Origin of the sequence: Aerosakkonema funiforme FACHB-1375, from assembly GCF_014696265.1 — a bacterium.
Lineage (GTDB): Bacteria > Cyanobacteriota > Cyanobacteriia > Cyanobacteriales > Aerosakkonemataceae > Aerosakkonema > Aerosakkonema funiforme_A.
In genome coordinates this window covers 1-17141 of sequence record NZ_JACJPW010000105.1, presented here as the reverse complement: position 1 = coordinate 17141, position 17141 = coordinate 1, and the positions used below count along the sequence as shown (strand labels likewise).

At 44.6% G+C, this 17141-nt stretch carries 16 protein-coding genes; 5 read left to right on the top strand and 11 right to left on the bottom strand.

Annotated features, from left to right (window positions below; genetic code table 11):
- Positions 1–405: 405 nt before the first annotated feature.
- The 6 genes from H6G03_RS29300 to H6G03_RS29275 all read right to left on the bottom strand — a co-directional run bounded on the left by H6G03_RS29300 (position 406) and on the right by H6G03_RS29275 (position 5770).
- Positions 406–2010 (bottom strand): ATP-binding protein, encoded by a 1605-nt coding sequence (locus H6G03_RS29300; RefSeq protein WP_190472702.1) that lies wholly within the window; start codon positions 2008–2010, stop codon positions 406–408.
- Between the two features lie 500 nt (positions 2011–2510).
- The gene (glmM, locus tag H6G03_RS29295) at positions 2511–3995 is read right to left on the bottom strand and encodes a phosphoglucosamine mutase (protein ID WP_190472699.1); all 1485 of its coding nucleotides are present in this window, start codon (positions 3993–3995) and stop codon (positions 2511–2513) included.
- Between the two features lie 172 nt (positions 3996–4167).
- Positions 4168–4467: a DUF7734 family protein gene (locus H6G03_RS29290; protein WP_190472697.1), complete on the bottom strand. Its 300-nt coding sequence runs from the start codon at positions 4465–4467 to the stop codon at positions 4168–4170.
- 114 nt (positions 4468–4581) lie between these two features.
- On the bottom strand, positions 4582–5184 hold the full coding sequence (locus H6G03_RS29285) for a DUF3177 family protein (protein ID WP_190472694.1): 603 nt from the start codon (positions 5182–5184) through the stop codon (positions 4582–4584).
- Positions 5185–5344: 160 nt separating this feature from the next.
- Complete coding sequence (locus H6G03_RS29280; protein WP_190472690.1) at positions 5345–5566, bottom strand: Calvin cycle protein CP12; 222 nt, start codon at positions 5564–5566, stop codon at positions 5345–5347.
- A gap of 6 nt (positions 5567–5572) precedes the next feature.
- Positions 5573–5770: a hypothetical protein gene (locus tag H6G03_RS29275; protein WP_190472687.1), complete on the bottom strand. Its 198-nt coding sequence runs from the start codon at positions 5768–5770 to the stop codon at positions 5573–5575.
- A gap of 330 nt (positions 5771–6100) precedes the next feature.
- On the opposite strand from H6G03_RS29275, the gene H6G03_RS29270 reads away from it, so the two are divergent.
- Positions 6101–7345 carry an FIST signal transduction protein gene (locus H6G03_RS29270; RefSeq protein ID WP_190472684.1) on the top strand — a complete coding sequence of 415 codons (1245 nt, stop codon included), beginning with the start codon at positions 6101–6103 and terminating at the stop codon, positions 7343–7345.
- Positions 7346–7541: 196 nt separating this feature from the next.
- On the opposite strand, the gene H6G03_RS29265 is transcribed toward H6G03_RS29270, so the two are convergent.
- Together H6G03_RS29265 and H6G03_RS29260 are read right to left on the bottom strand one after the other, a co-directional pair.
- Positions 7542–9398 (bottom strand): tetratricopeptide repeat protein, encoded by a 1857-nt coding sequence (locus tag H6G03_RS29265; RefSeq protein WP_190472681.1) that lies wholly within the window; start codon positions 9396–9398, stop codon positions 7542–7544.
- 36 nt (positions 9399–9434) lie between these two features.
- On the bottom strand, positions 9435–10535 hold the full coding sequence (locus H6G03_RS29260) for a metallophosphoesterase family protein (RefSeq protein WP_190472678.1): 1101 nt from the start codon (positions 10533–10535) through the stop codon (positions 9435–9437).
- Between the two features lie 95 nt (positions 10536–10630).
- Here H6G03_RS29260 and trmB point away from each other — a divergent pair, with 95 nt between their 5' ends.
- Positions 10631–11263: a tRNA (guanosine(46)-N7)-methyltransferase TrmB gene (gene trmB / locus H6G03_RS29255; RefSeq protein ID WP_190472675.1), complete on the top strand. Its 633-nt coding sequence runs from the start codon at positions 10631–10633 to the stop codon at positions 11261–11263.
- A 5-nt stretch (positions 11264–11268) separates the two neighbouring features.
- Here trmB and H6G03_RS29250 read toward each other — a convergent pair whose 3' ends face one another.
- From H6G03_RS29250 to H6G03_RS29240, 3 genes are all read right to left on the bottom strand, one after another.
- Positions 11269–13254, bottom strand: coding sequence for an ArnT family glycosyltransferase (locus H6G03_RS29250; RefSeq protein ID WP_190472671.1), 1986 nt, complete (start codon positions 13252–13254; stop codon positions 11269–11271).
- Positions 13255–13285: 31 nt separating this feature from the next.
- Positions 13286–13954, bottom strand: coding sequence for a phosphatase PAP2 family protein (locus H6G03_RS29245; protein ID WP_190472668.1), 669 nt, complete (start codon positions 13952–13954; stop codon positions 13286–13288).
- Positions 13955–14259: 305 nt separating this feature from the next.
- Positions 14260–14856 (bottom strand): hypothetical protein, encoded by a 597-nt coding sequence (locus tag H6G03_RS29240; RefSeq protein WP_190472664.1) that lies wholly within the window; start codon positions 14854–14856, stop codon positions 14260–14262.
- Between the two features lie 145 nt (positions 14857–15001).
- Between H6G03_RS29240 and H6G03_RS29235 the strand changes: the two genes are divergently transcribed.
- The 3 genes from H6G03_RS29235 to H6G03_RS29225 all read left to right on the top strand — a co-directional run bounded on the left by H6G03_RS29235 (position 15002) and on the right by H6G03_RS29225 (position 17016).
- A complete protein-coding gene (locus tag H6G03_RS29235; protein ID WP_190472659.1) occupies positions 15002–15337 on the top strand; it encodes a DUF565 domain-containing protein in 336 nt (111 codons plus the stop codon).
- Between the two features lie 64 nt (positions 15338–15401).
- The gene (locus H6G03_RS29230; protein WP_190472726.1) at positions 15402–16418 is read left to right on the top strand and encodes a glycerate kinase; all 1017 of its coding nucleotides are present in this window, start codon (positions 15402–15404) and stop codon (positions 16416–16418) included.
- A gap of 55 nt (positions 16419–16473) precedes the next feature.
- Positions 16474–17016 (top strand): DUF2062 domain-containing protein, encoded by a 543-nt coding sequence (locus tag H6G03_RS29225; protein ID WP_190472656.1) that lies wholly within the window; start codon positions 16474–16476, stop codon positions 17014–17016.
- Positions 17017–17141: the final 125 nt, after the last annotated feature.

Here is a 17141-nt window from a genome sequence, read left to right as displayed (position 1 = left end):
TCTGCATTGGTAAGCCTTTTCTAGTATTAGTTGCGTATAAGTTTTAAGCTTTTTTATGCAAATGCTTAATTTTTGGTAAAAATTGTTAAGTCAGTAATTCTTAACCATTTAAAATTTGACTTATAATCAACTTTTTATTTTAAACTAAAGCCAAATTTTTCTGATAAATTTGCTTTAATTTGGGTTTAAATTTATATAATATTTTGGATTGGGCGAGCAAAATGAATCAAAATTTACAAAATTGCAAATTGGTCTGACTCGATTGATAAGCACAAATACCCTGAAAAAGCCTTTCCTACTACCACCAAGCTCAGTACAGCTATAGTGGGGGCCTTAGTTCACAAAGATAACAAAAGACACGATCGGGGATTAGCCGTTACCAGTCCGAGCAGACAACGAGTAAAGCTAACCGCAAATGCCGCGAATGCCCGGAGGATTCCTGGTTTTTGCTTGGTTTGAGCTGGCTGCACTCTCCTTATTTGCGCTATCTTCCGCAGTGCCTTGCAATGTAGGAGCTGCGGGAGATGGTACAGGCACGAAACTTTTATTCCCAAAATTGGCAGATCTTTGCTTGTGAGTAATAGGAATTTCAATGCAGAACTCAGTTCCCTGTCCGGGTTCTGAGACGCACTGGAGTGACCCTCTATGTTTTTCTACGACAATCTGATGGCTGATCGACAACCCCAACCCAGTTCCTTTACCTACCGGCTTGGTAGTGAAAAAGGGGTCAAATAGTTGCGCTTTTACTTCCTCTGTCACACCTGGCCCATTATCGGCAATCCGCACAGTCACATAATCGGGATGTAGGACTTCTGTACGAATGCGAATCTGAGGTAATGCGTAATGGGTATATCTCCCTCTCTGCGCTTCTCCCCATTTTCCACTTTCTTCTAAGGCATCAATGGCATTGCTCAGAAGGTTCATGAATACTTGATTAATTTGACCTGCGTGGCATTGCACCAAAGGCAAATCGCCGTACTCTTTGGTTACTTCGATCTGAGGCCGATCGCTTTTGCCTTTGAGACGACTTTGCAAGATCAACAGCGTACTATCAAGGCCCTCGTGAAGCTCTACCAGCTTCATTTCCTTTTCATCCATTCGAGAGAAAGTTCGCAGCGATGAAACAATCTGACGGATGCGATCGGCACCTACTTTCATTGAAGATATAACTTGCGGCAAATCTTCGATGAGAAAATTGAGGTCAATATCTGCAATCTTGGCTTGAATCACACAGCTGGAATTGGGATATTCTTCTTGATAAAGATGCAACAAAGTGAGTAAGTCTTTTACATAGTTGCTAGTGTAAGTCAAGTTTCCGTAAATAAAGTTAACCGGATTGTTGATTTCATGGGCAAGACTGGCAACCAATTGACCGAGACTGGAAATTCTTTCGGTATGAATCAGCTTAGTCCGCTCGTGTTGTAAATCGCGCAGTGCCTTTTCCAATTCTTGCGCTTGCGCTTGGGCGGCTGCTGTGGCAGCGCAGCTGTGCTGATAAAGTTCGATCTGATTGATATCAAGCGCTAACTGCTCGGCTTCGCTTTCTGTTTGATACTGACTGACAACGGCATCCAGAGCATCTAGCAGTTCGTCGGATGTAGCGTTAAGGATGTAGCGCAAATGAGGATTATCCTGAGTCAGTTGACTTTGTTCCGCTTGCAGTAAGGCTCTAACTTCAAGGATGAATTTACGAACTTGTCGATCTAAGTTCAGAGGTGGTTCAAAGTACATTGCTTTTACTACCGATGAAGGATTTCCTGGTAGTTTCAAGTCAGGATCGCCCTCGATCAATCCTTTGTGGGACTTTTCCATTAAATCGATCGCATCCCGCAACACAGAACGCAACCTTTCCCACTCAACCCGATCTTGCGTGCAAACCAATCTGAGCGAAAACAGCGCGGTTCTTTGAGACAGCATTCGCTGGCGACCGCTCACATTGACAACTGCGGCACTAATCGCTCTGGCTGTGGCAATTCGATCGACCTCTAAGTCTGTGGTGAAATCAAGCACGGGTAATAGCCCCAAATGAAGGAAATTCTAGATTTTGGCATTTGTAGAAGCTTGACCCATAAAGTTTTTTACTAAGTTCTGGAAGCGATAAATACAAAAAAGCCTTTATATTTGCTACACTCGCTTCAAAAAATTATCAAAATTATGAAAGTTTTTTATTCAGTGATGACTGTGGCCGCAAAGACAAGGTTCCATGCAGTAACTAAAAAAAATATCCGCTCAAAAGCAAAAGCGTTTAGTGTACTTCTATACAAACGTAGTAATTTATTATACCAAAGAAAAGCCGCAGGCAACTTCTCTTTTAGCTGCGGCTTTTTGTTAAGAATTTTGTAGGGACACGGAGAAAGGGATAGAAAAAGCCAAAAGTCAAAAGTCAAAACTAGGAATCTATTGGTTCTTATTGAGCCATATTTTGCCTGTTATCGCTTCTATCCCCCTGTTATATCTCCCATACTCCCTCTTTCTCTTATTTTTGACTTTTGAATTTTGACTTTTGACTTTTATAGATATTGTTGAACGGCTAGAACTAAATTGTCAGCCCAGTGGTGGGCGAGTTCGGCGCTGACGGCTTCCACCATAACGCGGATCAAAGGTTCGGTTCCGGAAGCGCGAACTAAGATACGGCCAGAGTCTCCCATTGCAGCTTCTGCTTGTGCGATCGCATTGGTGAGAGCGTCGCTGTTTTTCCAGTTAACGCGGCGATCCCGATCTTCCATCCTGACATTTTTCAATAGTTGCGGGTAAGTTTGGAAGCTGCCATCGACCAATTCGGATAGAGAAGCATTCATCCGTTTTACCAACGCCGCCAAATGCAACGAAGTGAGCAGACCGTCGCCACTGACGGCATAATGACGGCAGAGGATATGTCCGGATTGCTCGCCGCCCAGCATAGCACCGTGACGGAGCATTTCTGCATGGACGTACTGATCTCCCACTGGCGTCCGCAGGAATTCACCGCCTAGATTTTTCCAAGCTCTTTCAAAACCCAGGTTAGCCATCACGGTAGCCACAATCATATTTTTGGGCAGTTGTGCTGCTGCTGCCAGAGTTTTCCCCCAGAAATAGAGGATGCGATCGCCATCCACAACTCTACCTTGAGAGTCTACTGCCAATACGCGATCGGCATCTCCATCAAAGGCAAATCCCATATCTGCCCGATATTGTTTGACAGCGTTTTGGAGGGGTTCGAGATGGGTCGAACCACAGTTGACATTGATGCGATCGCCATCTGCACTGTCATGCAAGCAAATCACCTCTGCCCCCATATCGGCGAACACTTGGGGTGCTATTCCCACAGCTGCCCCCCATGCCAGATCCAGCACAATTCGCATTCCCCGCAGATCGATATCTGGCAGCAGAGGTTTCTGAAGCGACTCGGCGTAGCTACCCAACAACTCCCGACGATGGTAGTGCCTACCCCAAGCATTCGCCGCCAAATTACCGAGCTGACCCCGCAGTCCTGCTTCAATTTTTTCTTGCCATTCTTTGGGCAACTTTGTACCATCCGGGCCAAAAATTTTAATCCCGTTGTCTTCTGGCGGGTTGTGACTGGCGGAGATCATCACTCCTCCTGCTGCCTCAGTCACACTGGTCAGATAAGCTACAGAGGGCGTGGGGCATACACCCAAATGCCAAACTTCCAATCCGGCAGAGGTAAGACCGGCGGCTAGTGCCATTGCTAACATATCGCTGGAGTTTCTGGTATCTTGGCCCAGAACGATCGGCCCCAAAGCGTTGCCATTTGCAGAGGTCGATCGCAGCATTTGACCTGTCCAATAACCCACTTGTAGGGCTAGTTCGGCATTGAGCAACTCTCCCACTCTTCCCCGAATCCCATCTGTGCCAAAAAGCGGCGTTCCGGGCAAACTTAAGGGGTTCCAACCGCGATTGCTATTGAGCGGTTTTGCCGATTGGATCGATTCAGCCAAGCAGAATGGTGATTCCGAAGGGCTAGACACTTGAGTCCGAACGGGGCTTTTTACCATATCTTTATAAACACTCCACACAACACACTTACTTACACTGGAGGATAACACTTTCCGGAATTACCATACCTTCTGCACTTGTCTGCCTGATAGTTTCTAGCTTTTCCAGTTAAGCCTGGGAAAGCAAACCTGTATTGCTAGAATGAGACGATTTTACTAAGACTAAACCGACTCAAACACCGACTTCTGACAACAGGGGTTGGAATGTCTCCCACGTCAATCCTTGTTCGATATAGCGAGGAGAATCCGGGTTATAAGGACTTGCTAACCTGTCGATCCTGATAATTTTTGCCTCTGATGGCAATATCGGCACATCCGCATCGAAAGATGTCGGACGCATTAAGGAACTGGAATAACCTTTGAAAATGGCAACTCGGTCTTCTTCACCTGCAATTTCAGCTGTCACGAGCAGTACTTCCTGCGGACGCCTGAGAGTGTATCGCTCCAGACGTTGGCCAACAGAATTGGTCATAAAGTTTTAGCGATCGTTAGTTATTTGTTGATTGCTCAGGGGTAATGGTTCATAGCTAATAGCTAATATCTTGTGATTTCTATCTTCCACTATCCCTCAGCCATTGGCTAGCTATTATTGTTCCATTGCTGAGCGTCCTTGTTTGCCCAATCTGAAAAATATAAAGTAACTCAAGTAACTAACATAAATAATCAATGCAAGGATCGCCAAAAAACCCAAAAATGCCTCATTTGTATTGGCATGGAATATCTGCTTGTAACCCCAAGGCGGATCTAGCCAAACTCGACAAAACGGGTTTGACAGTAGTGCTTGCTTAGACGAAATTGCACAGGTGAGGAAAGGAGTTCCCAAAATCGCTCCCAGCAGACTGTAAACTGTTATCCCCCAACGCCATGATGTAATAGCTAACTTTAATTCGCGTTGGGGTAAGTCGTTAATTTCTTCATTGATATCCGCCCAAAACCACAATGATACGGGAATGAGCAGACGCGCTACGATACCAGTTACAAAGCTAATCGGTATGGCGTTAATCATCAGGTAAACTGTGATTGCCAGAAGGCTAGCAACTCGCCAGTAAATAATTAAAAGCCTTTGAATAGCTTCGTTTTTTTTGACAAAAGCCCAAATTAGCAGAATCAAAGGCACAATAACAGTAAATAATACCGCCAGTCGGTAGTCCATCCAGACTAGCGGTGCAAACCAAGGGTTATTTTGCATAGTTTTTCTATTGCTGGCATCATACAGAAGTTCTTTTCCAAACATCAAAAAATAAGCAATCCGAACTTCTACTTGGAAGTTCGGTTGCTCAAAATTGCGAGCGTTTCTGTGAAAAACTTAGGGTTCTCACAGCCAGAATCATCTCTAAGACTAAGGGATTTTAGTCTTCGTACAACCGACACTCAGCGGCATCGGGATTGTCATCGCAATATAGCTCAAGGGAATTCTTCTTTTTGCTTTGGCGCTGATGAGAAGCTTCTGCTTGCAGTTCTTCTACAGCATCCCAAGCAGCAGCACACTCTTTAGAGTTGCTACCGCTGACATCGCAGACTTGACGAGCTTGGTCGCGCTCTTGGTCGATTTTTTCTTGGATGTTGCTCATACGCTGTTATTTTCTGAGATCGTTTTTGTCAATCAGAGCTGTCAATCTTTCAGATTGAGCCTTCTGATAAATCTTACCTGGGAGGACGGTTCTTAGCAGAGGCTTTATTCCATTCATACCTTCAACCGGTCGATCGAATTGGTATTGCGGTTTTTTCTTAAGATTTAACGGTTGATTGCTCCCCAGGCGGGCTTTACACGCCATTGCTTGTTGTAGTTATAGGTTAACACTTCTTAACGAGCGATCGCCAGGTACGGGTAAGTAATTTTGCTGCGGCTGGTGGAAAAAAGGGAAAATAGAGGACTGAGCCGAAGTAGCTTTACCCATGTGAAAAGCGCTCCAGAAACACATCAGAGACGATTTTAGGCTCAAAAATAGTTTGTGAGAATTCTGGGAGCGCTAATATGGCGATATACCGGGGTTAAGCTGCAATTTATAGATAAGCGTAAACCTTATCGCTCCAAAAAGTAAAAGCTTAAGCCGAAAGTCCCTAGACTAAAAACAACATTAAACTTTAGGACGATGGTAAAACCCATGACCAACCAGATAAAGTGGGCAAACGCTCTGTCAACCCGTCCTTCTTTAGAAGCGGCTGTAGAGGAAGTTGCAGAACGTGCCAATCAATCGTTGCAGGCGTCAGCAGATCTGGCTGTGGTGTTTATTTCGTCTGCTTTTGCCAGCGAGTATACCAGGCTGATGCCTTTATTCCGGGAGGTGCTATCGGTACCGGCCATAATTGGTTGCGGTGGCGGTGGTGTGATTGGCGTCAATCGACAGGGAGAGGTGCAGGAAATTGAGGGAGAACCAGGCTTAAGCTTGAGTTTAATGTCCTTACCCGGAGTAAATGTCCGCACTTTTCACGTCCTTCCCGAATCATTGCCGGATTTGGATAGTTCGCCAGATACGTGGGTGGATTTAATCGGTGTATTGCCACAAGCAGAACCTCAGTTTGTTTTGTTAGCCGATCCCTTTACATCTGGCATTAACGATTTAATTCAAGGTCTGGATTTTGCTTATCCGGGATCGATCAAAGTGGGTGGATTGGCAAGCGGTAGTGCTGTCGGCGGCAGTTCTGGCTTGTTTTGCAATTATCGGCTGCACCGGGAAGGAACTGTGGGTGTTGCCCTCAGCGGTAATCTTGTTGTGGAAACGATTGTGGCGCAGGGATGCCGTCCGATCGGCGAACCTTACACGGTGATAGCGGGAGAGCGGAATGTTGTGATGGAATTGGAGGTGCCTGTAACTGCTCAAGTGGGGGGTAGCGGAAAACCCCGCAAACCTTTGGATGTGTTACGGGATTTGATCCAAACTCTGAGCGAGGAGGATCGGATGCTGGCGCAGAATTCCCTGTTTGTGGGTGTGGCGCGGGATGAGTTCAAGCAGGATTTGGAACACGGAGATTTTTTGATTCGCAATCTGCTGGGGGTCGATCCCAGAGTTGGGGCGATCGCAATTGGCGATCGCGTCCGTCCGGGTCAGCGTATCCAATTTCACTTGCGCGACGCTCACACTTCTGCTGACGATTTGGAAATGTTGCTACGGCGCTATCAGCAACAAACACCTGATTCAAATAAAGGAGCCGGTGCTTTGATGTTTTCCTGTTTGGGACGGGGAGAGGGACTTTACGGGTCTCCCAATTTTGACTCCCGGATGTTCCGCCGTTACCTGAAAAATGTTCCGATCGGTGGTTTCTTCTGTAATGGCGAAATTGGCCCAGTAGCAGGTAACACTTTTCTGCACGGTTACACTTCCGTGTTTGGGATTTGCCGACAGCCCTAATTTTAGCGATCGGTCTCCCGATTTTGGATTTTGGATTTTGGATTTTGAATTGGCTCCGCCTGGAAAGGGCGGAGCTTGAAATTCGGAAAAATTTTTTGATGATTCCCATTAAAATGAGAGACTTGAAACCCCTTTTTTTCGCTAAAGAGGGAAGAAGGGAGAGGGGAATTACTAACTTCTTACTTTTGACTGGTGACTAATGACTATTTACTGCTGCGTATATATCTACGATGTCAAGTAATGCCTGTACTTTCGTTTCTGGATGCTTAATTTTTCTTACAAAATCTAGGGCTTGGTTATATTGACCTGCTTTAGCGTATCCCGAATATATACCAGCCATAAAGCTAGTTTTGGCAGGACTGTCTTTCATGCGCTCAATTTTGGGAACTATTTGAGGATAAAGGTAAATAACTTTAGTTTCCTGTCCGGACTGATTATAAAAATAAACTATCCGTGTTAATAAATAGGTTTCTAAGGAAGCATTTTTGATGGTTTTAACAATCTCAACAATTTCAACAATATAGCTGCATTCACAGTTATTCATATAGCTAGTAATAACTTGTATTAATCCCAATTGTCTTTCCCTGCGATTTTTGATACTTTTCGCGATCGCGACAGCTTTGGCAAACATTTCCAACCCTTGTTTTATTTGTCCTGATTTGGTATGTTTAGCAGCAATTTTTGAGTAAGGCTCGCATCTATACACAGGGTCGTCAATCGTCTCTAGCAACTGTACGGCATCCTCTAATTTTCCTGCATCTATATAGCTGGAAGCTAATAAATTCAAAGCTTTGTTTCTTGAACTTCTATCCTCGATATGGATAGCAATTTCTAATGCTCGATCGTATAATACCGCCTCTTTATACCAGAAAACGATCGACAATTGAGTTTCGTACTTTTCCTTACTATGCTTTAAACTTTGGGTAATTTCAAAAGCTTGACTTAATAGTTCAGCAACTCTATCAATCCTGCTAGATTTTACAGATTTTTCAGCCATTTGAATTAATGAATACGCTTTTTGTTGATTGGGATTTGGCATCGAGTTAGCTAGTTCAAAAGCTTCAAATAATGCAGCATTAGCTCGCTCGATCTGGCCAGCCTCTACATAAGCACCTGCTATTTTATCTAAGGCATCGACTTTCCAATATAAGGCTGGCTCAGTATTTTCTATAGTTTCAGCTATTTGTAAGGCATAGTCGGGTTGACCTGCTAGAGCGAATCCGTCAGCAATCTTAGCCAACATATAAGCTCTATCTTCTGTGTTTTCTTCTTGAATGTTTTTGATTGCATCCAGGGCTTGCATCAGTATCTGAATTGCTCGATCGCGGTATCCTATGAGGGAATATCCCTCAGCTATTTCTGCCAAATATAAAACTTTTTCCCTACAATCATTTAAGTTAAAAAGTATTTGCATTGCTTGAGTTAGAGCGCGATCGACTAGCTCAAACTGCTCTAAGTCTGCGGAATCAACAGATATTGATGTAAGCATTGCCAATTTATCGTCCGAACAGATAGTTTCCGATTCGGAAATTAATTCGATTGCTCGGTCATGTTTACCCAAATCAATATAATAGTCAATTAAACTCCGATCGAAACAGCTTTTTGCATAATTTTTGGTTGAAGATTCTCCAACCAAATCCAATACTTGCATAGCCCGAGCGCTTTCTTCAGCGCTCGCGTAACGAAAGGCAATTTCTGCTAACGCCAGATCTCTTTCTTGGGAACTGCCTATATTTTGAGCAACCTGTAAAGCTTGAGTTAATATTTCGTCTACTTGATTTTGCAGTGCAGGCTCAAACAGACATATTCCTGCTAGTTCGCCCATTGCTTTGACTTGATTTCCTGATTGTTTAATATCTTTAGCGGTGTTAAGAGCTTGAAATAAAATATCCAGAGCTTGATTTTGCTGTTCAAATCTTGCATAGTGGAGAGCTATGCGGCATAGAGTCATACTTTTAATACGAGCATCTTTGATATTTTTGGCAGCTACAACAGTATCAGCCAAAAGTTTGCTGACAAATTCATCAAAGTGATAACTCGCGCTGACAGTCATGTTTTGATTTATTCAAAGTCCAGATGTACAGAAATTCTAAAGCAAAAGCGTGGCATGGTTATCGATCGGGGTAGGTGTACCGTTATTGCTAATCGCACCAAAACTCTCGAAAAAGCGTCGCGCTTGAGGTGGAAAATGTGCGAAATCAAATGTGGCATCACCACCAGCAATATCTGCCCAAAAATAGCGCAAACTTGGCGCGAGTTCCTCTGCTGTGGCGCGAGGTAAACTTAAGGGTGGTTCGGTGAGCAGTCTGAGCATGAAGGGAAAACTGCGATCGGCTATCCATTTTCGCGATATCTGCGGTAAAGTTGGCCAATCTGGTACCGATTCGATCCGATGCGTCTCTACTTGCAACGATTTTCTACCCAGTTTATCGGTACGGAAATCTAAAATCCGATAAGGATGAGGATAACTGACTAGAGAACCTGTGGTAATGTCGTATATGCCTTGGCTGTGGGCGATATCCTGAACGTGCAAGTGTCCGGTAAACACGAGTTGGACTCCAGCCGATCGCAATATGGAAAGCAACTCCGGTGCATTTTCCAACATATATCGCCGTCCTAGTGAGTGGCGAGATTGACCGGGGAGATGTTCCACAACGTTATGATGCACCATTACCAGCACCAATTCGTCGGACGCCTCAGCCAGAACTTGCTTGAGCCATTCTATCTGACGATCGTCTAAACGTCCGATTTGTTTGCCTTCTGCATCAAATATGTTGGAATTGAGTCCGATTAAACGTACCCCCGGCAGTACTTGACAAGTGTAATATAATTGTGCTGGATTGTCGTAGCCAAACTTGCGGTAGTAGTGAGGGAAATCTGCAAATGCGATCGCCTTTTCGGTAGCGTGCAAACTGGGGACATCGTGATTTCCCGGCACGACGTAAACTGGAAAAGGCAGTTGAGACAAACGCTCCTGCAACCACGCATGATTATCCGGTTCGCCGTGTTGGGTTAAATCTCCCGGTAGAAGCAGAAAATCCAAATCGAGTTGTTCTAAATGCTTCAGAACAATCTCCAACGCTGGAATACTGACTTCCACCAGATGAAATCGACTCGGATTATCCCATATGGTGTGAGGCAGGGCGATGTGTAAGTCGCTTACTATAGCAAATCGAAAGTTTAGACCCATAAGCCAAAAAAGCGATCCCCGTCGAGTATAGCTAATGCTTGGCTAATGCGACCTCAACTGGAAGTAGTTAATTTTGTTGATAAGGAGTATTAATTTTGGCAGCGGTTCGAGTTCGCCAGCACGTCAATCCCCTCAGCAGTAAGTATCAGACACCGACTCCTCCCCCCGATTGGACGAAGATTTATGCCGATATGACCCTGCCGTTGCATTTGGATATTGGCTGCGCTAGGGGACGGTTTGTTTTAAGCATGGCACAGTTGCAGCCGGATTGGAATTATTTGGGGTTGGAAATTCGAGACCCTTTGGTGGAGGAAGCAAATAGACTGCGAGACGAACTGGGTTTGCGGAATATACACTACTTGTTTTGCAATGTCAATAAGTCGCTGCGTCCGTTGTTAAGTTCTTTACCATCGGGAATGTTGCAGCGAGTGACGATTCAATTTCCCGATCCCTGGTTTAAAAAGCGACACCAGAAGCGGCGCATGGTGCAAGCGGATACGGTGGCGGATTTGGCAGATTATCTCGCGCCTGGGGGATCGGTATTTATTCAATCTGATGTGGAGGAAGTGGCGATCGAAATGTGCGATCGCTTCCATTCTCACCCAGCTTTCCAAAGAACTTCCTCCCAATGGCTTCCCACCAATCCGCTTCCAGTTTCCACCGAACGGGAACGCGCCACCCAAGCAAAAGGCGAACCGGTTTATCGCGCTCTTTTTGAAAGAGTCTAGAATAGTCACCTGATTTTGGATTTTGGATTTTGGATTTTGGATTTTGGATTGGGTGGGCCTTGAGTTTTTACTTTTACATTTTGGCTTTTGACTTTTGTGGATATTCGCAGCAGTTTGTAAGCACCAGACGATCCTAATTGTTTATATTGATAACGCTTGAGGAAATTTGGCTTGAGGTTATCCGGCTTGGTGAGGATTAGGTGCGTAGGCTTAGTGGCAGCAGTTTTTTCAATGTAGGATATCGCTTCGTCTGATGTTTTGATATAATTCACCGTTTGCCTGGTGTAAAACGTCATGCTAGGTCTGATGAAACCAATCAGAATTAAATCTTCCTCTGGTTGTCTTACCTGGTTAATAAAGGCGGACATTTCTCGTAAAGGTAGCTGGCGCTGTCCATCTACTAGCAAAGCGGCGGGTGGTGCAACAAATATCATAAATGCCAAAAACCCTGCTAGGTTTGTACTCCACAACCAACGCCATTGCTGTTTTCGCAATACTAAAAATAGGCTGGCAATTGCTGTTACTAACCATACGCTCCCGCTTAGGCTTGGTAAACCAGATTGTGCCAACGCCTGACGCATTTGTGGCACAGCCGGATCGTATCCGATTAACTTGGGACTGAAGAAAGTTCCAGCTGCAAGAACTAACAAAAATACAATATTAAAAATTGCACTAACAAACAGTCCGATGTTTTTTTTGTTCTTTTTATCATCTGCACCTCTGCTCTCCCGCTCGCTCATCAATTCGCTCCAAAAAAGCGTTACCATGATGGCGCAAGCTGGCATTAAAGGCAGTACGTAGCTGGGTAGTTTGGTAACTGCAATGCTGAAAAAACCAAAGACGCCAATAAACCAAAATAAGGCGAATAAACCGAGTTGAGTGGAACGGGGAGATTGTTGCCATTTTTCTCTTTGCCAAAAGCGCAAACGAGCGATCGCAACTGGCAAATATATCGACCAAGGTGCAAAGCCAACTAGCACTACTGGAATATAAAAATACCAGGGGCCACGGTGACTGCTGACTACGCTGGTGAAGCGTTGAACGTTGTGATATCCAAAAAATGTATCGATGTAGGCTTTGCCATTGGCCAATGTTACTAAGACAAACCAAGGTATTGCGATCGCGATCGTAATTAAAATGCCCCGCAACAATCGCATTTCTCGCACAACTTCCCTAAATTTGCCCAGATACAGCAGGAATGCGCCAATAATCAGACCAGGCAATACCGCACCGACTGGCCCTTTTGCTAGAACAGCTAAGGCGATGAATACGTAGAAAGCGATATACCAAATTGAAGAACGCTGAGGGGAAATTGAATCCATCTTCTCCTCTTCTTGTGAGACGGAGAGAGGATGAGGTTTGGCATCGTTTAAAGCATAACCTATGAAAAATGTCAAGAGTGCCATGCTGATATTACTAGCCAGCAGCATATCGGAAACGCCTGTTCTTCCCCAGGCGATCCACGCAGGATTTAAGGCTAGGATGGCAGCACCGATCCAAGCAGATATCCACAGTTCGCGTTGTGGATGGCGGATTTTTTCTGGCTGAGAAGATTGTCGATCGCTCTCCCGATCTTCTGGGGAAGAAGGAAGTAGGCTAACATGAGCGGGACGGGAAAAGCCGAAATATCGCAGGGTATAAAATCCTAATACCACGAGTGCGATCGCCGCCAGTGCAGAAGGCAATCTTGCCGCCCATTCGTTCACACCGACGATTTTAAATGCGATCGCCATTAACCAATAAACCAAAGGTGGTTTATCAAAACGAGTTTCCCCATTCCAATACGGTGTAATCCAATCACCAGTCACCGACATCTGACGTGCTGCTTCTACAAACATCGGTTCTGTCTTATCCACCAAACCGATGCTGCCCAAATTAAACAAAAAAGCTACACAGCTAAGTATGAACAACCATATAATCGATAATTTCCAATTTAAACTTGGAGATTTTTCCAAAAATTTCCACCAACTTTTTACCTTGTTAATATTCATTGTTTGCCGCTCCCCCAGAAATTAAACTTGTCTAATACTTTTTTTCTTTCGGCCCTGAGAAGTTTAGTATGGCCAAGCAGATAGTCAGCCAAATGTACCCAAAGGCATAACCAGCAACGATATCGGAAGGCCAGTGTACTCTCAGGTACATACTACTCAAACCCATTAATATTAGAAATAAAGTTGTTGCTCCATAAATATAGATACTGAGTTTAGGATACCTAGCTGCCAGGAGATAAGCTAAATAAAAATACAGTACAACATTGCCTGTAGCGTGACCGCTTGGGAAACTATAGCCTCCCGCAGATTTGTCCAAACGTTCCGGCGGACGACGGCGAGCAAAAAATGGTTTCAGCACTTCATCAACAAGCAACAAAACACTCAGAGTAGCAAATCCTAAAGTTGTGGCTTGTCGCCAATAGCGTTTCCAGCAGAGTACTCCTAAACTGATGACAACTACCAGGGCGGCGAAGTGGGTATCGCCAACAAAATAAAACACAGATAAAACCGCACCTGCTATAGGATGAATAACCTGGTGCAGCCATTGCAAAAAATTTACTTCACCTGCAAAAACTTTGGTTTTTTGGATTTCTTGACAAAGCAAAATTAAAGGAACTATGATAATTAAACAAATGTATAATCTGACCCGGCCTGTTGCAGCAACCAAAGAATTCAACCAGGTATTGAGTTTAAATTTCATTTTGGGTTTGGGGGTACAAAAATATTTTTTGCTTCCTTGAGAAGGCAGTTTTTTTGAAGGCGATCGAATTTAGTTTCGCCTTTAAACTATAACTTTGTTTGGTTCAATCATCGATCGTTTGTTATGTACGGTCAGGCTATGCCATCCCGATAGGGCTGATTTGGCTGGATGTCACCAAAACGACAAGTTAGCAAAAAACACGACAAATTGGAAGGGCTCAAGAAACTCAGTTTTTCTCAAAAACCGGGTTTCTGGCCTACTGAAGCCATGAAGAAACCCGGTTTTTCTCAAAAACCGGATTTCTGTCAAGGTTGCAAAATCAGTTGCCACTCCAAAGTTTTTCGATCCCAAATCGGCATCGCTGTTGCGCCCACAACATATGGCCCCCAGTACCGACGAGTGCCATCTTGAGCAAAAGCAATCAAAATATCTCCCTCCTCCAGCTTCACAAAGCCGGTAGGCAGAGAGAGAATCAGACCTTTCTGGGCTCCTTCTTCAGGGGCAAAATCCCAGTGCGCCGGTTCGCCGTAGGCAGACTGCTTGCCAGATTTGCTTGCTTTCTGTCGAGCTAGAAATGCGACCCGGATGGGATGCTCTGTTTGATTGCTCAACCGCAATACTCCTGGAGGAGCCGCCACCGGGCCACGAACAGAGCTGGGTGCTTGTGTTGGCTTGTTTGTTAAGGGAGCTATTAAAGTGGGTACCGATTTCGGATTTGTATGTGTAGAGACAGTTGCGCTGGTAACAGACGCTGTATCTGGGGAAGGCTCGACAAGCAAATTTTCTTCTGATGGAAGTGAATCAATAGTAATAGTAATCTGCCACCGTTGCAGTACCAAAAGCAAGATTAAGAACAGAACAGCAATACTAGCAGCAGGATATAATAGCAATTTTAGATTCATAGTTTTTAGCGATAATCTCTTTTAGACTTTCAAGGCTGTTCTTTTTGATATAACAGATCCCCATATGTATGGGAACAGGCTTGAGAAAGACAATATATCCATTCAAAGAAAGATTGGGCGGTTCTGAATTTCTTAATACTCAACAATGCAAAACACTCGTCTCAACAACCTAGCGAACATTCTCGCATCTCAGCTTAGTAGCTGGTTTGGCAACCCCTGGCGGCGACTATCCCTAATGACGATTAGCTTGCTGTTTGGAGTTTTTTTGGGAACGGCGATTCCGACTACAGCCGGACAAGCTGCGGACTGGGATATTATTGGAGCTGGACTTTTAGTGCTATTTACCGAGTTAGCCAGTCGTATTTTTTACGGGACTAAATGGCAGGGAGGTTCGCGCTCTTTGTTAGCCCAGATGTTGAATGCTCTCAAAATAGGTTTAATCTACAGCCTGTTTATCGAAGCTTTCAAGCTCGGATCGTAATGTTATGGTGCAAGATAACTCATATTTGGGCAATATTTTCAAATATTTGACTTCAGAAGAATGTATGTTGGGATATTTTCCCGAAAAGCTGGCAATTTCGCTAATCGAGGATGAGTTACGGGCAAAAGCATTTGGCATTACACCAGAAAATACGGTTGAACAAGTCAGATTGCGATCGCATCTTTTCCAATCCGTATGCTCAGATGTTACCGAATTTTGCCAAAACAAAGGGTTTTCCGGCGAAAGTGTCATCGAGGAAACTCTTTGGAACTTATGGCTGCCCTTGGCAATGCAGTTGGCTGAATATCGCCAACTTTTGGGACGCCCTCTCATCCAAGGTATTTTAGGCGGACAGGGTACCGGCAAAACTACAATAGCAGCAATTCTCAAAATAATCCTCGCTCATTTGGGTTACCGCACTCTTGGCCTTTCCCTAGACGACCTTTACAAAACTTATGCAGAACGCCAACGTCTGCAAGAAGAAGACCCCCGGTTAATTTGGCGCGGGCCACCGGGAACCCACAATGTCCAGTTGGGTATTGGGGTTTTGGATAAATTGCGCCAACAGCAGGGTGAGATCGAAATACCTCGCTTTGATAAATCTGCTTGGGGTGGATCTGGCGATCGCACGCAACCCGAAACAGTAGAAAATGTAGATATTGTACTGTTTGAAGGTTGGTTTGTCGGCGTGCGACCGATCGATCCGGCAGCTTTTGACACTGCGCCGCCGCCGATTGTGACAGCAGCCGATCGCCGTTTTGCCCGCGATATGAATGCTAAGTTAGAAGAATATTTACCTTTGTGGGAGCGGTTGGATCGTTTGATGGTGTTATATCCAACAGATTATCGCCTCTCCCAGCAGTGGCGGCGTCAAGCAGAACAACTTGCTAAAGCCAGTGGAAAATCCGGAATGACAGATGAAATTGTGGATCGATTTGTTGAGTACTTTTGGCGAAGTCTCCACCCGGATCTTTTCATCAAGCCTTTGACAAGAAACCTAAACTGGGTAAATTTAGTCATCGAAATCAATCAAGATCGTTCGCTGGGTGCTGTCTATCGACCGAGCGATCGTTTAACTTAAAAAATAATATCCTTGCATCTTTGTTGACACCAAATTTGCTACCTTTTTGGCACCGATGTCTAGAGAATCTGAGCAAAGTTTACTCACCTTACCAACAAAATCAATATCTATTCGACACCGAAAATCCAAACACTTAGCTTCGCGTTGGCGACGCAGCTTGCATTACTTTTACTTGCGCTTTCTTCGCCTGCGAGGAAGTCCAGAATCTATAGCGAGAGGTTTAGCGGCGGGAGTTTTCGCCGGTTTATTTCCTCTGATTGCTACACAAATGGCGGTGGCAATCCTCATCGCCGCTTTGATACGCGGCAATAAAATGGTGGCGGCGGCAGCAACTTGGATCAGTAACCCCTTTACCGCAGTACCGCTTTATACATTCGCTTTTCAAGTTGGTCGATCGCTTTTAGGCTCTGACTTATCTTTTGCTAGTGAGAGTCTGGATTCATGGCACGATATGATGCAATTGGGGACAGAGTTTGTCACCGATCTCCTGGTGGGTTGCTTCGTGGTGGCGTCTGTGTCTGCTGTGGCTAGCTATTTTCTCGGTTTGTGGCTAATTCGGCGTATGCGTACCAAAAGGAAATCGCGGCAGTTGAGTTAAGCTTAATTTAAATAAAAATACAGCGGTTCCCGCTGTTATGAGGTACAGTAACAGCAACGAGTGAACCAATTTCTTAAATGTTGAGGATCGATCAAATGGAGGGCAACTGCAATTATTCTATCAAT

What these genes read in the sequence shown, in the direction of transcription:
- glmM (WP_190472699.1), bottom strand. Translation starts at nt 3,995, where the DNA reads ATGGTAAAAAGCCCCGTTCGGACTCAAGTGTCTAGCCCTTCGGAATCA.
- H6G03_RS29270 (WP_190472684.1), top strand. Translation starts at nt 6,101, where the DNA reads ATGACCAACCAGATAAAGTGGGCAAACGCTCTGTCAACCCGTCCTTCT.
- H6G03_RS29260 (WP_190472678.1), bottom strand. Translation starts at nt 10,535, where the DNA reads ATGGGTCTAAACTTTCGATTTGCTATAGTAAGCGACTTACACATCGCC.
- H6G03_RS29280 (WP_190472690.1), bottom strand. Translation starts at nt 5,566, where the DNA reads ATGAGCAACATCCAAGAAAAAATCGACCAAGAGCGCGACCAAGCTCGT.
- H6G03_RS29275 (WP_190472687.1), bottom strand. Translation starts at nt 5,770, where the DNA reads ATGGCGTGTAAAGCCCGCCTGGGGAGCAATCAACCGTTAAATCTTAAG.
- H6G03_RS29290 (WP_190472697.1), bottom strand. Translation starts at nt 4,467, where the DNA reads ATGACCAATTCTGTTGGCCAACGTCTGGAGCGATACACTCTCAGGCGT.
- H6G03_RS29230 (WP_190472726.1), top strand. Translation starts at nt 15,402, where the DNA reads ATGTTGGGATATTTTCCCGAAAAGCTGGCAATTTCGCTAATCGAGGAT.
- H6G03_RS29225 (WP_190472656.1), top strand. Translation starts at nt 16,474, where the DNA reads ATGTCTAGAGAATCTGAGCAAAGTTTACTCACCTTACCAACAAAATCA.
- H6G03_RS29245 (WP_190472668.1), bottom strand. Translation starts at nt 13,954, where the DNA reads ATGAAATTTAAACTCAATACCTGGTTGAATTCTTTGGTTGCTGCAACA.
- H6G03_RS29285 (WP_190472694.1), bottom strand. Translation starts at nt 5,184, where the DNA reads ATGCAAAATAACCCTTGGTTTGCACCGCTAGTCTGGATGGACTACCGA.
- H6G03_RS29240 (WP_190472664.1), bottom strand. Translation starts at nt 14,856, where the DNA reads ATGAATCTAAAATTGCTATTATATCCTGCTGCTAGTATTGCTGTTCTG.
- H6G03_RS29250 (WP_190472671.1), bottom strand. Translation starts at nt 13,254, where the DNA reads ATGAATATTAACAAGGTAAAAAGTTGGTGGAAATTTTTGGAAAAATCT.
- H6G03_RS29235 (WP_190472659.1), top strand. Translation starts at nt 15,002, where the DNA reads ATGCAAAACACTCGTCTCAACAACCTAGCGAACATTCTCGCATCTCAG.
- H6G03_RS29265 (WP_190472681.1), bottom strand. Translation starts at nt 9,398, where the DNA reads ATGACTGTCAGCGCGAGTTATCACTTTGATGAATTTGTCAGCAAACTT.